Source organism: Bradyrhizobium liaoningense (assembly GCF_018130825.1).
GTDB classification, from domain to species: domain Bacteria; phylum Pseudomonadota; class Alphaproteobacteria; order Rhizobiales; family Xanthobacteraceae; genus Bradyrhizobium; species Bradyrhizobium liaoningense_B.
Map to the genome: position 1 here is coordinate 101556 of NZ_JAFCJS010000003.1, position 14846 is coordinate 116401.

15 protein-coding genes are annotated in these 14846 nt (G+C 64.7%); 7 read left to right on the forward strand and 8 right to left on the reverse strand.

The window, feature by feature from the left end; genetic code table 11:
• Positions 1-45 precede the first annotated feature (45 nt).
• Positions 46-849, forward strand: coding sequence for a HesA/MoeB/ThiF family protein (locus JQ603_RS14005; RefSeq protein ID WP_212340162.1), 804 nt, complete (start codon positions 46-48; stop codon positions 847-849).
• 9 nt (positions 850-858) lie between these two features.
• Here JQ603_RS14005 and JQ603_RS14010 read toward each other — a convergent pair whose 3' ends face one another.
• On the reverse strand, positions 859-1866 hold the full coding sequence (locus JQ603_RS14010) for an aldo/keto reductase (RefSeq protein WP_212340169.1): 1008 nt from the start codon (positions 1864-1866) through the stop codon (positions 859-861).
• A 118-nt stretch (positions 1867-1984) separates the two neighbouring features.
• Here JQ603_RS14010 and JQ603_RS14015 point away from each other — a divergent pair, with 118 nt between their 5' ends.
• On the forward strand, positions 1985-2896 hold the full coding sequence (locus tag JQ603_RS14015) for a LysR family transcriptional regulator (RefSeq protein WP_212340170.1): 912 nt from the start codon (positions 1985-1987) through the stop codon (positions 2894-2896).
• Between the two features lie 141 nt (positions 2897-3037).
• Here JQ603_RS14015 and JQ603_RS14020 read toward each other — a convergent pair whose 3' ends face one another.
• The gene (locus tag JQ603_RS14020) at positions 3038-4039 is read right to left on the reverse strand and encodes a 2-hydroxyacid dehydrogenase (protein WP_212340171.1); all 1002 of its coding nucleotides are present in this window, start codon (positions 4037-4039) and stop codon (positions 3038-3040) included.
• Positions 4040-4368: 329 nt separating this feature from the next.
• Here JQ603_RS14020 and JQ603_RS14025 point away from each other — a divergent pair, with 329 nt between their 5' ends.
• A complete protein-coding gene (locus JQ603_RS14025; protein ID WP_212340173.1) occupies positions 4369-4899 on the forward strand; it encodes an SH3 domain-containing protein in 531 nt (176 codons plus the stop codon).
• Positions 4900-5054: 155 nt separating this feature from the next.
• Here the strand turns inward: JQ603_RS14025 and irrA are convergent, their stop codons facing one another.
• Positions 5055-5546, reverse strand: a complete 492-nt coding sequence (gene irrA / locus JQ603_RS14030; RefSeq protein ID WP_027546833.1) for an iron response transcriptional regulator IrrA — start codon at positions 5544-5546, stop codon at positions 5055-5057.
• A 351-nt stretch (positions 5547-5897) separates the two neighbouring features.
• On the opposite strand from irrA, the gene fabA reads away from it, so the two are divergent.
• From fabA to JQ603_RS14050, 4 genes are all read left to right on the forward strand, one after another.
• Positions 5898-6419 carry a bifunctional 3-hydroxydecanoyl-ACP dehydratase/trans-2-decenoyl-ACP isomerase gene (fabA, locus tag JQ603_RS14035; RefSeq protein WP_212340175.1) on the forward strand — a complete coding sequence of 174 codons (522 nt, stop codon included), beginning with the start codon at positions 5898-5900 and terminating at the stop codon, positions 6417-6419.
• Between the two features lie 41 nt (positions 6420-6460).
• Positions 6461-7684 (forward strand): beta-ketoacyl-ACP synthase I, encoded by a 1224-nt coding sequence (fabB, locus tag JQ603_RS14040; RefSeq protein WP_018644179.1) that lies wholly within the window; start codon positions 6461-6463, stop codon positions 7682-7684.
• Positions 7685-7786: 102 nt separating this feature from the next.
• Positions 7787-8584: an enoyl-ACP reductase FabI gene (gene fabI / locus JQ603_RS14045; protein ID WP_212340177.1), complete on the forward strand. Its 798-nt coding sequence runs from the start codon at positions 7787-7789 to the stop codon at positions 8582-8584.
• Between the two features lie 244 nt (positions 8585-8828).
• Positions 8829-10814, forward strand: coding sequence for an autotransporter outer membrane beta-barrel domain-containing protein (locus JQ603_RS14050; RefSeq protein ID WP_212341514.1), 1986 nt, complete (start codon positions 8829-8831; stop codon positions 10812-10814).
• 63 nt (positions 10815-10877) lie between these two features.
• Here JQ603_RS14050 and JQ603_RS14055 read toward each other — a convergent pair whose 3' ends face one another.
• The 5 genes from JQ603_RS14055 to JQ603_RS14075 form a co-directional block, all read right to left on the reverse strand.
• The gene (locus tag JQ603_RS14055) at positions 10878-11474 is read right to left on the reverse strand and encodes a glutathione S-transferase family protein (protein ID WP_212340179.1); all 597 of its coding nucleotides are present in this window, start codon (positions 11472-11474) and stop codon (positions 10878-10880) included.
• Between the two features lie 115 nt (positions 11475-11589).
• Positions 11590-12498 carry a hypothetical protein gene (locus JQ603_RS14060; RefSeq protein WP_245003661.1) on the reverse strand — a complete coding sequence of 303 codons (909 nt, stop codon included), beginning with the start codon at positions 12496-12498 and terminating at the stop codon, positions 11590-11592.
• A gap of 2 nt (positions 12499-12500) precedes the next feature.
• Positions 12501-13337, reverse strand: a complete 837-nt coding sequence (locus JQ603_RS14065; RefSeq protein ID WP_212340181.1) for a hypothetical protein — start codon at positions 13335-13337, stop codon at positions 12501-12503.
• Between the two features lie 90 nt (positions 13338-13427).
• Positions 13428-13892: a GNAT family N-acetyltransferase gene (locus tag JQ603_RS14070; protein ID WP_212340183.1), complete on the reverse strand. Its 465-nt coding sequence runs from the start codon at positions 13890-13892 to the stop codon at positions 13428-13430.
• Between the two features lie 6 nt (positions 13893-13898).
• Positions 13899-14825: a hydrogen peroxide-inducible genes activator gene (locus tag JQ603_RS14075; protein ID WP_212340185.1), complete on the reverse strand. Its 927-nt coding sequence runs from the start codon at positions 14823-14825 to the stop codon at positions 13899-13901.
• Positions 14826-14846 lie beyond the last annotated feature (21 nt).

Genomic DNA, 14846 nt, shown 5'->3' on the forward strand with positions numbered 1-14846 from the left:
GCGTTCCGCGCTCCTCACCATGAGGGTTGAGAGGAACGTAGGACGATGCTGAGCCCGGACGAACTCGAACGCTATGCCCGCCATATCGTGCTGCGCGATGTCGGCGGCCCCGGCCAGGCTGCGCTGAAGCGTGCTTCCGTGCTGGTGGTCGGCGCCGGCGGGCTCGGCGCGCCAGCCCTGATGTATCTGGCCGCGGCCGGCGTCGGCACGCTCGGCGTGGTCGATGACGACGTGGTGTCGCTGTCCAACCTGCAGCGCCAGGTCATCCACACCACGCCCGACATCGGCCGTCACAAGGTCGAGAGCGCGGCCGAGCGGATCGCCGCGCTCAATCCGCATGTGCGCTTCGTCGGCCACGCCACCTGGCTCAATGCCGACAATGCGCTCAGCCTGATCGGCGACTACGACCTCGTGCTCGACGGCTCCGACAATTTCTCGACGCGCTATCTCGTCTCCGACGCCTGCTTCTTCGCGCAGCGGCCGCTGATCACGGCCGCGCTCGGCACCTTCGACGGTTCGCTCACCACCATCCGCGCGCATGAGACGAACGAGCAAGGCGAGTTCAATCCGACCTATCGCTGCCTGTTTCCGGAGGCGCCGCCGCCGGGCACCGTGCCGGCCTGCGCCGAGGCCGGCGTCATGGGCGCGCTCGCGGGCGTGCTCGGCTCGATGATGGCGCTGGAGGCGATCCGCGAGATCGTCGGTTTTGGCGACGGCCTCGTCGGCCGCCTCCTGATGATCGATGCACGCGCGATGCGCTTCGAGACGTTGCGCTATGCCCGCGATCCCGCCAATCCGCTCAATGGCGACGGGCCTGTGATCACCGATCTCAGCGCCCATCGCACCTGATCGGCGCGGTTACGCCGTCGCCGGCTTCTCACTGTCGAGATGCGCCATCTGCTCGGCTGCATAGCGCGTGCCGGCTGCGACATTCGGCGGGAAGGCTTTTGCCAGCGCGGCAAGATGCGCCTGCGTCAGCGTCAGCTTGGTCGCGCCGAGCGCTTCGGCCAGACGGCTGCGCGTGCGCGCGCCGATCAGCGGCACGATCTCCTTCCCCTGCGCCGCCACCCAGGCGATCGCGACTTGCGCCGGCGTGGCTCCGATTTCGGTCGCGATGGCGCGCAGCTGGTCCACGAGTGCGAGATTGGCGTCGAGATTTGCGCCCTGAAAGCGCGGCGTCATCAGCCGGTAGTCGCGGCCGGCCTTGCCTGACTCCTTCGACCAGTGGCCGCTGATCAGGCCGCGCGCCAGCACGCCATAGGCGGTGATGGAAATACCGAGCTCGCGGCAGGTCTTCAGGATGTCGCGCTCGATGCCGCGCTCGATCAGCGAATATTCGATCTGGAGATCGGCGATCGGATGAACCGCATGGGCGCGGCGGATGGTGTCGGAGCCGACCTCGGACAGGCCGATATGCCTGATGTAACCGGCCTTCACGAGATCGGCGAGGCCGCCGATGATCTCCTCGATGGGAACGTTTGGATCGAGCCGCGCCGGGCGGTAGACGTCGATGTAGTCGGTGCCGAGCCGCTGCAGCGAATAGGCGAGGAAATTTTTGGTCGCAGCCGGCCTCGTGTCCATGCCGGCGAATTCGCCGGCGGGGCCGCGCAGTGCGCCGTACTTGACGCTGAGCTGCACTTTTTCGCGCCGCACATCCTTCAAGGCTTCGCGGACCAGCATCTCGTTGTGGCCCATGGCGTAGAAGTCGCCGGTGTCGAGCAGCGTGATGCCGGCGTCGAGCGCGGCATACACCGTGGCAATGGCTTCGCCGCGGTCGGCGGGGCCGTAGACCTCGGACATGCCCATGCAGCCGAGCCCGAGGGCGGAGACGGTGGGGCCGGTTGAACCGAGTTTGCGCTGTTCCATGATGGCTCTCCTCGAAAATTGGCGGCGAATGGCGCCGCGTGACGAGGCCAGATATGCGCTTGGGCGATTACGCCGATAAGCTGGACAATCCAGAATGGCTTGTTCACACTGGCGAACAATGGTTACCCCTGACCTGCGTGATCTCGATGCCTTCGTGGCCGTCGCCCGCACCCGCAATTTCCGGCGCGCGGCGGTCGAGATGCGCGTGTCCGTATCGAGTCTTAGCCAGCGGCTGCGGGACCTGGAGGAACGCCTCGGCGTCCGTCTGATGAACCGCACCACCCGCAGCGTCGCGTTGACCGAGGCGGGCGAGCTGCTGCTGTCGCGCGTCGCCCCGGCGCTGCGCGATGTCGGTGATGCCCTGGAGCAGGTGCGGGGCCTGCGCGAGGTCGCCTCGGGCCGCCTGCGCATCAATGCGCCGCCGCCGGCGGTCGATCTGGTTCTGGCGCCCATGGTGGGGCCGTTCCTTGGCGAGCATCCGCAGGTCGATCTCGATATCGTTTCCGAGAGCGGTTTCGTCGACATCGTGAGTGGGGGTTACGACGCCGGCGTGCGCTATGGCGAGCATCTCGCCCAGGACATGGTGGCGATCCCGCTGAGCGGCCCGCAGAGTTACGTCGTCGTCGCGTCGCCCGATTACATCGCGCGCCGTGGCCGGCCGACGCATCCGAAGGATCTGCTCGAGCACGATTGCATCCGCGCCCGCTATTCGAGCGGCGTCATGCATGATCTCGAGTTCGAGAAGGCGGGCCAGATCGTGAAGGTCGATCCGCCCGCAAAGCTGATCTCGACCAATATGAACCTTGCGATGCGCGCGGCGCTCGACGGCGCTGGCGTCTGGGCGACGCTCGATGGCTATGTCGGTGAAGCCGTGAAGTCCGGCGCGCTGGTCAGCGTGATGGAAGATTGGTGCGAGCCGTTTCCGGGCCCGTTCCTGTATTACCCGAGCCGGCGCCAGACGCCGCCCGCGCTGCGCGCGTTCATCGATTTCGTCGCCGATTGGCGCAGGCGCGAGACGCGCAGCCGGTAGACCCTCATGGTGAGGAGCGCGCTCTTGCGCGCGTCTCGAACCATGAAAGGCCCGCATCTCGCCTGTGGCCATCCTTCGAGACGCCGCTTCGCGGCTCCTCAGGATGAGGAGATGAGGGTGTGGCGCGCGGAAATCAGAAACTCAGAGCATGCTCGGCAGCACGCGATCCGGCGGCTTGTGGGCGTCGAGGAAGGTGCGGATGTTGATGATCACCTTCTCGCCCATCTCGACGCGGCCCTCGATCGTGGCCGAGCCCATATGCGGCAGCAGCGTCACCTTGCCCGCCTTGGCGAGCCGCACCAGCTTCGGATTCACCGCGGGCTCGTGCTCGTAGACGTCGAGGCCGGCGCCGCCGATCTCGCCGCCCTCGATCAGCTTGATCAGCGTGTCCTCGTCGGTCACCTCGCCGCGCGAGGTGTTGACGATATAGGCGTCCTTGCGGATCAGCTTCAGCCGCCGCGCCGAGAGCAGATGATAGGTCGCCGGCGTGTGCGGACAGTTCACCGAGATGATGTCCATCCGCGCCAGCATCTGGTCGAGGCTCTCCCAATAGGTCGCGCCAAGCTCTTCGGCGATCTTCGGGGCCACGGGACGGCGGTTGTGATAGTGGATCTGCAGGCCGAAGGCGCGGGCGCGGCGCGCCACGGCCTGGCCGATGCGGCCCATGCCGACGATGCCGAGACGTTTTCCCCCGATGCGGTGACCGAGCATCCAGGTCGGCGACCAGCCGGCCCAGGATTTTCCTTCGGTCAGGATCGAGGCGCCTTCGATCATCCGGCGCGGCACGGCGAGGATCAGCGCCATGGTCATGTCGGCGGTGTCTTCGGTCAGGACCTTTGGCGTGTTGGTGACGGTGATGCCGCGGGCGTGCGCGGCCTCGACGTCGATATTGTCGACGCCGTTGCCGAAATTGGCGATCAGGCGCAGCTTGCAGTCGGGCTGGTTCACGACATCGGCGCTGATGTGGTCGGTGACGGTCGGGACCAGCACGTCGGCGGTGCGCGCGGCTTCCGCGATCTGCTCAGGCGACATCGGCGTGTCGTCGAGATTGATCCGCGCATCGAACAGCTCGCGCATCCGCGTCTCGATCGAATCCGGCAGCTTGCGCGTCACCACGACGAGGGGCTTTTTCTTCACCGACATGTCCTGCTCTCATGAGGCGCCGCATGCCGCCTCTGTCGCCAAAGGCCGGTCGTTCAGGCCTCATTAACCCGGTTGTTCGACACTGGCCTTGCCGTGTCGTCCCCGGCGTTTCCTCTAAGCTCTCCCGAGATTTCCAGCCGGAAAATTGGGACAAACTGGTTGCTCAAGCGCCCGTCCTCTCTAGCAGAAGGCCGGGCCAAGACAAGAACCACGGGTCAAGGCTTGGCGGAACACCCGCGTGGGGCGGGTCAGGGACTGGCGCGGCGGGGTTTTTGGAGTTTGGGGTGAGGGTTCGGCGCGTGGCCGGGTCCTCGACAGGAGACGGGTTGATGGCGTTGGGGCGTTTTTGTTCGGTGATGGCGCTCGTTTGTACCTGGTTGAGCGCCTCGGTCGGCCCCTCGCATTCGGCGAAGGACAATAGCCCGCAGACCGCCAGCGGCTTGCCCGTGCCGCGCTATGTCAGCCTCAAGTCCGATCACGTCAACGTTCGCGCCGGCCCGACCAAGGACAATGACGTGGCCTGGGTCTATACCCGCGCCGGCCTGCCGGTCGAAATTACCGCCGAGTTCGAGAACTGGCGCCGGGTGCGCGATTCCGAGGGCGCCGAGGGCTGGGTCTATCACTCGCTGCTGTCGGGCCGCCGCACTGCAGTCGTCACCATGAAGCACAAGGATGACCTCGCACCGATCTATGACCGGGCCGATTCGGACAGCGCGGTTGCGGCCAGGCTCCAGGCCGGCGTGGTCACGCAAGTGAAGAAGTGCACTGCAAACTGGTGCCGCGTCACCGGCAGCGGCTTTGACGGCTGGATCCAGCAGGAACGCCTCTGGGGTGTGTACTCGGACGAGCAGGTGAATTGACCCAAAGGGTCATCCCGGAGCGATGCGCAGCATCGAATCCGGGATCTCGAGATTCCGGGCTCGGCGCTTCGCACCGCCCCGGAATGACGGGATAAAACAACAATGGCCGGGATAAACCCGGCCATGACGACGAATTCAGCAGATTTGGATCGATCTCAGCGCTTCTTGCGCAGGCGCACGACCATGTCGATGCGGGAGATCTCGTAACCCTCGGGCACCTCCGGCATCTTGGACAGCGCCAGATGCGGATCCTCGATGTCGACCAGCTCGTGGCTGTTCTCGAGGTAATAGTGGTGGTGAGTGGTGACGTTGGTGTCGAAATAGGTCTTGGTGCCGTCGACGCTGACCTGGCGGAGCAGGCCGGCATCGGTGAGCTGGTTCAGCGTGTTGTAGACGGTCGCCAGCGACACCGGGACCTTGGCGAGGGTTGCTTCCTCGTACAGCATTTCAGCCGTGAGGTGGCGCGCACCCTTGCCGAACAGGAGCCAGCCCAGCGCCATGCGCTGGCGCGTCGGACGGAGCCCGGCGGACTGGAGCATTTCATTGACGTCGTGCCAGGGGCAGCCGGTCAGGGCCGGCTGGCGGCCGGACAGGAGGGCCGCCGCATGGACGTCGTCGTCGTGATGGGGCGCGGTATTCTCGCTCATTTCCAGTTTTCGGGCACGCGTGAACAATATCTCCCTGCAATATAAGAATAGAAAGATGCAGATGCAAGTTTCTCGCAACTAGAGAGGTTCTAATCAGGCTTGGAACCGGGCGAGAAGGCCGTCATTCTACCTTCATGAGAGCGCTTTGCCACCGAAATAGCCTGTGTTAGAGAGCCCGCGGTTCCGCTTAGCCGATTTTGGCGCAACCGGGCCTGGAGGCCCGGTCCGCCGTCCATCCGGGCTTGCGGGGGCTGCGCCTGACGACGGCAATCGGCGTTGCTCTCCGACCGAGACGGGGCCCATTTTCGCCAAAGAACGCCGCTCAATCGGAATTTGAACAGAGGCTCGTGCATGCTGAACAGGCGCAACGGTTACGAATATGAAGACTTGCTGGCGTGTGCCCGCGGCGAGATGTTCGGCCCGGGCAATGCCCAGCTGCCGCTGCCGCCGATGCTGATGTTCGACCGCATCACGGACATCAACGACAATGGCGGCGAGTTCGGCAGGGGCCTGGTGCGCGCCGAGCTCGATGTGAAGCCTGACCTCTGGTTCTTCGGCTGCCACTTCAAGAACGATCCCGTCATGCCCGGCTGCCTCGGCCTCGATGCGCTGTGGCAAATGGTCGGCTTCTATCTGGGCTGGATAGGCGGCGAAGGTCGTGGCCGTGCACTTGGCCTGAACGAATTAAAGTTCAGCGGCCAGGTGCTGCCCGAGGCCCGCAAGGTTGTGTACAACGTCGACATGAAGCGCGTGATGCGCTCAAAGCTGGTGCTCGGCATCGCCGACGGGTGGCTTTCGGTCGATGACCAGATTATCTATCGCGCCAAGGATCTGAAGGTCGGCCTGTTCAAGCAGGGCACGAGCCTGGGCTGAGGCGCATCACCAAGAGAGACAACGATTTAGGCGAGGCTGTCATGAGGCGGGTTGTGGTCACCGGGATGGGCATTGTCTCGTCCATCGGAAACAACACCCAGGAAGTGCTTGCGAGCCTTCACGAGGCGAAGTCGGGCATTTCGCGGGCTGAGAAATATGCCGAGCTCGGCTTCCGTTCGCAGGTGCAAGGTGAGCCGACACTCGATCCTTCGACGGTGGTCGACCGCCGCGCCATGCGTTTCCTCGGTCAGGGCGCGGCGTGGAATCACATCGCGATGGAGCAGGCGATCCAGGATTCCGGCCTGTCGCCCGACGAAGTCTCCAACATCCGCACCGGCATCATCATGGGGTCGGGCGGTCCGTCCGCGCGCACCATCGTCGAATCCGCCGACATCACCCGCACCAAGGGGCCGAAGCGCGTCGGACCGTTTGCAGTGCCGAAGGCGATGTCGTCCACGGCCTCCGCGACGCTCGCGACCTGGTTCAAGATCAAGGGCGTGAACTATTCGATCTCCTCGGCCTGCGCGACGTCGAACCACTGCGTCGGCAATGCCTATGAGACGATCCAGATCGGCAAGCAGGACGTCATCTTCGCCGGCGGCTGCGAGGAGCTGGACTGGTCGCTGTCGGTGCTGTTCGACGCCATGGGCGCGATGTCCTCGAAGTACAACGACACGCCCGCCACCGCATCGCGTCCCTACGACGTCAACCGCGACGGCTTCGTCATCGCCGGCGGTGCCGGCGTGCTGGTGCTGGAAGAGCTCGAGCATGCCAAGGCGCGCGGCGCGCGCATCTATGGCGAGATCGTCGGCTACGGCGCGACGTCGGACGGCCACGACATGGTCGCGCCATCTGGCGAAGGCGCCGAGCGCTGCATGCGCATGGCGATGTCGACGGTGAAGACCAAGGTCGACTACATCAATCCGCATGCGACCTCGACGCCGGCCGGCGATCCGCCGGAGATCGAGGCGATCCGCAGGGTGTTCGGCGTCGGCGAGAAGTGCCCGCCAATCTCCGCCACCAAGGCGCTGACCGGCCATTCGCTGGGCGCGACCGGCGTGCAGGAGGCGATCTACTCGCTGCTGATGATGAACAACGGCTTCATCTGCGAGAGCGCGCACATCCAGGAGCTCGACCCTGTGTTCGCCGACATGCCGATCGTGCGCAAGCGCATCGACAACGTGAAGGTCGGCACCGTGCTGTCGAACTCGTTCGGCTTCGGCGGCACCAACGCCACGCTGGTGTTCAGCCGGCTGGATGTGTGAGCCCCCACACCGCGGCTTCTCGGCCTGTAATTGCTGTCTCTGGAATACTGGATCGCCCGCATGCGCGGGCGATGACGTGGGAATGATAGGAGCCGAAAGGCAATGGAAGGTTTGATGAAAGGCAAGCGCGGTCTGATCATGGGCATCGCCAATGATCATTCGATCGCCTGGGGCATGGCGAAGACGCTGCATGCCCACGGCGCCGAGCTCGCCTTCACCTTCCAGGGCGAGGCCCTGGGCAAGCGGGTCAAGCCGCTGGCTGAATCGCTTGGCGTGGATCTGGTGCTGCCCTGCGATGTCGAGGACATCGCCAGCGTCGATGCCACCTTCGCGGTGCTGCGCGAAAAGTGGGGCAAGCTCGATTTCGTCATCCATGCGATCGGCTTTGCCGACAAGAACGAGCTGAAGGGCCGCTACGCCGACACCAGCCGCGAGAACTTTTCGCGCACCATGGTGATTTCCTGCTTCTCATTCACGGAAGTGGCAAAGCGCGCCGCCGAGCTGATGACGGAGGGCGGCAGCATGATCACGCTGACCTTCGGCGCCTCGGAACGCGCGATGCCGAACTACAACGTGATGGGCGTGGCCAAGGCCGCGCTGGAAGCCTCGGTACGCTACCTCGCCTCCGATTTCGGACCGCGCGGTATCCGCGTCAACGCGATCTCCGCAGGTCCCATCCGCACGCTCGCCGGCTCCGGCATCGGCGAGGCGCGCGCGATGTTCGCGTTCATGCAGAAGCATGCGCCGCTCCGCCGCGGCGTCACGCTCGACGAGCTCGGCGGCTCGGCGCTGTATCTGCTGTCGGACCTCTCGGGCGGCGTGACCGGCGAAATTCATTATGTCGATTCCGGCTACAACATCGTCCTGATGCCGAGGCCGGATGATTTGAAGTCGGAATAGACGAAGCTGCCGTAGGGTGGGCAAAGCGAAGCGTGCCCACCATCTGAAACGTGGGCACGTCGCTTGCGCTCCTTTGCCCACCCTACAGGATCTTCGTCCTGGCGGACTGAAGCCGCCTCAGCGGCCGCGACCTCGTCGCACCCCACGATCATGGGGCAGACCCGGCAATAAAATCATGTTTGCTGCGCCCCGGTGGCGCCGCAGGATCGTATCCCGCGGTTCGGGAGGAACGATCGTGCCGAGGATGCGTGCGATATGTCGTGCCGGGGCGCTGGCGTCCGTTGCCGGCGCCGCGCTGCTTTGCAGCAGCACGCTTGCCCGGGCGCAGTCGGCGATCTGGGACACGACCCTCTCCAACACCAACTGGTACGTGCCGACGGCGCAATTGCTGGCCTACGCCGCGCCGAAGACCGGCTTCTCCAACCCGATCCCGATCGGCGACCAGACGCTGTGGTCGCTCGCGACCGCGACCAACGGCGCGTTCACGGGAACGAGCGTTGCCCAGCTCAAGCTTGGGTCGGCGCTGCTGACGGATAGCTCGACCATCCAGGGCTTCGTCACGACTGCGGGCCAGATCACGATGCTGTTCACGCCGACATCGGGCGGCGTGGTCACTGTTGGCCTCGGCCATATGCGGGCCATCAACGGCGTGACCGCGATGGAGATGCAGATGATCACCGGCGACAGCCTGCTGGTGACGCACTGGGCCTACATGCTGCCCTATGACCCCGCGACGTACACGCCGCCGGCTTCGCAGGCCGTCCCCGCCAACTCCGTCCCGCAATGGGCGTGGACATCGGGCACACCGTGGCGGATCGTCAGCTCCACGCTGTTCGGTACCTCGGCACCCGGCCGCTTCGTCATCACCAATTACCAGAACGGATATTTCTGGGGCGCCGGCATCGCGCCCGCGGGAAGCAGCGCCGCGAACTTCACGCTGCTGGGCTCGGTGACGCCTGAAGGCAACGTGCTCTTCAACACGCTCTCGAAAGGCACGCTCGCAAGCCTCTATGGCACGGCCAGAGGCGATGCATCGGGCGCGCAGATGCTGGTCAGCACCTACGATCTCTCGGGCAATCCGACCGGCGGCATCGCCTATCTCTCTTTGGTGCGCCCCTACGGCGAAACGCTGCAAGCGCAGAACAGCCGTGCGGGCCTCGGCGCAGCCGACATGCTCTATCGCTTGTCTGCGACCTCGCTCGGCTGGAGCGGCAGCATGGCGCAAGGCTTCACCGCGCTCGACAATCTCAGCGGTCCCGGTCTCGTCAACGCCGTCAACCAGACCTTGCCCGTCCTCACCGGCGCGGCATCGCAGGCGACCTATTCCACCCAGCGCGTGTTCCAGCAGGCGATGACGGGACGGCTGGACGATGTGCTCGGGTTGAACGCCGGCGTCACACCAGAGCGGAATGTCTGGATGAAGCCGCTCGGCGGTAGTGTCCGGCAAGGGAGTGTCGACGGCGTCCCCGGCTACAACGCCTCCGGCGGCGGCATTGCCGTTGGTGCGGACGCGACGATATCCCCGCGCGCGATACTTGGCGGCGTGTTCGCCTTTTCGCATCAGGCGATCATCGGCAGCGACGACGCCGTCCCGAACCGGCTCGCCATCGATTCCTATCAAGCTGGCGTCTATGGCGCTTATGCACTCGGCCATGGCGTTCAGGTCGACGGCCAGCTCGACGGCGCGCTGAATGACAATGGCGAGAGCCGCTCGCTGACCTTCATCAACAGCACGGCCGGCGCTGGCTATAGATCCTATAGCGCGCACGCCGGTGCGGGTGTTCGCAAGCTGATCCCGATCGAGCCGGGACTTGCGATCGCGCCGTCGCTGCGGCTGGACTATGGCCAGGTTCGCTCGCCCGCCTATCAGGAGGGCGGCGCGGGCGGCTTCAGCCTCAACGTGGATTCGCAAACCTATCGCGAGCTGACGCTGACGGCGGGACTGAAGGGCGCCTATAGGATCGCGAAGCAAGTCTATCTCACCGGCGAGGCCGGTGTCGGCTACAACGCGCTGAACCAGGGCCTTCAGATCAAGTCCGCGTTTGCCGGCGGCGGCGACACCTTCGCGACCTCCGGTCTTGCGCTGTCGCCATGGATCTACTCGACCGCGCTGGGGCTCGTTGCGGCCGACAACAATCGCTTCGATCTCGGCCTCCGCTATGGCCTGTCGGCGACGTCCTCCGGCTTGCTTCAGCAGTCCGGGCTCGCCGTCCTCAAGATCAGGCTGTAAGCGAGATTCTTGTTTGGCGCGTTTTCTTGACGCGAACCGGGGCCCACTTCGCTTGAAAACGCTTTAGCCGGCCGCGATCTTCTCCGCGCGCTGGAACGCCGGCCGCGCCATGCAGCGCGCCAGATAGGCATCGAACGCCGGCCGCGACGGCACCATCTTGAACAGGCGCACCGCAAAATTCAGCCCCGCACCGACCGTGACGTCGGCGGCGGAAAAATCCTCACCGAGAATCCACGGGCCCTTGGCGAGCGCGGCTTCCAGCACGTCGAACACCTGCGTCGCGCTGCCCCAGGCCGCGGTCGAGGTCGGGATCTCGATCTTGGTGAAGATCTGGATGATGGCGGGCTCGATGCAGCCGGGCGAGAAGAACAGCCATTGCAGATAGCGCGCGCGGCGCGGATCGGTCACCGCGGGCGCGAGCTTGGTCTCGGGATAGCGGTCGGCGATGTAGGCGCAGATTGCCGCGGCTTCGCCGAGCGCGGCATCGCCGTCGTTGAGCGCCGGCACCTTGCCCATCGGATTGATCTTCAGATAGTCCGGTGCCTTCTGCGCCCCGGTCGAGATGTCGGTCAGCACGCGCTCGTAGGGCAGGCCGCTCTCTTCCATCAGCCAGAGCGTCGTGAACGAGCGCGAGCGGGGCGACCAATAGAGCTTGATCATGGCGGGAACCTTTCATCGGAGGAAGGTCAACAGCGCGCAATTCATGCCGCGTTTGCCGCGCATCCGCAACGCACTACGCCTAGGCAGAAGGCAAGCGGCGTGAACGACATGTGGGTCAACGTTCTCCGGCGTCGCTTTGACTCGCTGCTGATCGAACACCGAGCAAAAGCGGCAGCGTCTTGTCGAGGCTTTCGGTCAGCAGGGCGCGCACGCCGTCGCGCAGTGCGGGATTGTCGGCGGCATCTTCAGGGCGCGCTGGAAACGATTCTGCGGGTAATTCGCGATAGGGGCCGCCGATTTGCCTGCCCAGAAGCCTCTGCACCACCAGGGAATGATGCACGTTGATCAGCGCAGAGCTCTGTCTGACAACGGAGAAGTCGCGCCCGTCAAAGATGCGGATAAACGCCAGGGCATAAAGATAGATGCGACGCCCTAGCACTACATCCTGGTTGAGGATGCCGAAACCGCGGACCGTATAGTTCGATGTCCCGATAGGGCTGATTGAATTGAGGATCTGGATGTAGTGCCGGCAATTCGTTCCTTTCACGACCTCGCGCATGTATCCGGCCAGCTCCGCGTTGAGATCGCGGAACAACCTGTCCTTCAATGTGTCCTTGGACTCATCGCGGGGAGGAAATTTCGCCGGGTTGTAGGGGATTCTCAGAACGGACACGCCGGCAGGGACCGCGGCGCGAGTCCGCGCGAAGATCAGATCGTTGAGCCCCCAGCCCGGGATCGGGATCACCATCTTCTTGTTCTGGAATACGGTGAGGCCGGTCGTCAGCACGGTGAACTCATCGCCGGTGGTGACCACGACACCGAAGTCGCACGAGCCGCCGACCACGGGAGCCGGCTTGCCTGTCGCTTCGCTTCGCGTGGTTACCTTGCCTTTGGCCGTGCTCGTCTTTGGCGCTGCCTGGGCCTCAGCCCCCGCCGTCGAGAGCAGATGAGCCGCGACGATCATTGCGACGGCCTGCATCGCCTTGATCATCGCCTTCTTACGAGCCTGGCTTCCCTTCAGCATCGTCACGGCGCGAAATACGGCGGCAAGATCTTGTCCAGCCGCTGGGTCAGAAAGTCGCGCGTGGTGTCGCGCAGGGTGGTGTTGTTGGCGGAGTCCGTGGCCGTCTCCGGAAACATCGACTTGTCCACTTTCTGCAAGAGCTCGTTCGAGACGAAGTTGTCCGCCATATGCTTCATGACACCTTCGAACGTTACGGCCGGGCCCTTCATGATTTCGAAGGTGCGGCCGTCGACCCATGTCACGCCGATATAGGCGAAGACATACGCGTAGGAGATGAGACCGACGCCCCTGCTGAAGATGCCGACGCCGCTGAGCGACTGGTTGGTTCCGTCTAGCTGTCCTTCGCTGCGCATGATGACGAGATAGCGCTCGCAACCGGCATTCCCCGCGACCTGTCGGATCAAGTTCGACAGCTCTTCGCCTCGATTGCGGAACAGGCCGGATTTGGGGTGATAGTAGGAATCGAGCGCGCCTTTGGCGTAAGTGATGCGTCGCACCGGCGTGCTGCCTGCGGCTGCCCGCGCCCGCGCAAAGACGAGATCGTCAAGGCCCCAGGATACCGGGACTTCTGCATAGTCGTTGCCGAACACGGTCAGGCCGATCTTCTGGACGACGAAGATGTCCCCCGTCCCCGCAATCACGCCGACGCCACAAGGACCGGCCGTCGCGGGCTCCGCCGGCTTGGCTGTCGCTTTTGGCTTCGCCGTCGCTTTCTTGGCCGCCGGCTTTGCCGGCGTTGCAGCTTGAGCGGGAGGCGCGGTGGGTGCGGGAGGAGTTTGCGCGGCTGCCGGAGTCAAAATGGGCAGGAGCGCGATCAGCGAGGCAGCAATTCGAAACATGGATTCCAGGAGACCACAGCAGGAGAATGTCGGACGCGTCACACTAGGGTGCGACCGCAACAACCGCAAGCTGCAGCCGGAGATCGCTGTCTATTCGCTGGGCCGTTGCCGCTTCCACCGGTAGTATTTCATCACGAACCCGTTCGACGGTTCGATCTCTTCCTTCTCGAACACAAAACCTTCGCGCTCGTACCAGCGCCAGGCCTTTTCGTTTTCGCGCACGCAACGAAGATGCATCTCGTCCGGCATTTGCGTTCGCGTGAAGGCGAGCAATTGCCGCCCGACCGATTGGCCCTGATAGGCAGGCGCGACGAACAGCATATCGAGATAGAGCTTTGGCAGGTGCAGCGCGAGCATCGCGCCGATCGTGCCGTTATCGTCGGCGACGAACAGGCTCCAGCCGTTCTCCATCTCGCGCCGGATGCGCGCGCGCAAATTTGCCAGCAGGAATTCGCTGGCCTCGCCAAGCCCGGTCGAGACCCAGCTCTCCATCCAGACGCGACCGATCTCGTCGTATTCGTCCGCGCGGGCAGGGCGGATGACGGGTTGCGACATCCGAGCTCAAGCCCTTTGGCTGCGCACGGATTGCCGTGCGCGTACCTTGCCGGCCGACAGGCACACCACTTCGGAGATCTGCAGCAGCTGCCGCGCCAACGGGCTGGTCTTGCGCCAGACCATGCCGATGGTGCGTGAGGGCTCGGGATCGCGAAAGCGCGTCAGCGAGACCGAAGCCGATCGCGTCTCCACCGGCACCGCCATTTCCGGGATCAAGGTCACGCCGATGCCGGCGCTGACCATCTGCACCAGGGTCGACAGCGAATTCGCGTCCAGCATCTCGCGCGGCGGCGCCGACTGCATGTTGCAGAACGACAGCGCCTGGTCGCGGAAGCAGTGGCCCTCCTCGAGCAGCAGCAGCCGCATCTCCCGCATCATCTCGCGCGAGGGCGCCGGCGTCCCTTCATCAGCGCCCGGCCGCACCAGCAGGAATTTCTCCTCGAACAGGGCGACCTCGGTGAGCGAGGGCTCCGACACCGGCAGCGCGACGATGGCGGTGTCGAGCCGTCCCTCCACCAGCTCCTGGATCAGCCGCGGCGTCATCGTCTCGCGCACGCGGATGTCGAGCTCCGGGTGCATGCGCGTGAGGTTCTTGGTGATCGTGGGCAGCAGGTATGGCGCGATGGTCGGGATCATGCCGATGCGAAGCCGGCCGGCGAAGCGGTCCTGCGAGGCCCGGGCGAAATCGCCGAGCTCGTCGACCGAGCGCAGGATATCGCGAACCCGCTGGGCGAGTTCCTCGCCGAACCGGGTCAGCGCGACCTGCCGCGCGCTGCGCTCCAGCAGCAGGCCGCCGAGCGTCTCCTCCAGTTCCTTGATCTGCATCGACAGGGCCGGCTGTGAGATCGAGCAGGACTCGGCCGCACGCCCGAAATGGCCATGGCGCGCCAGCGCATCGAAATACCGGAGCTGGCGCAGCGTCAGATTTATCATAAGAAAATCCTATCGCAGCGA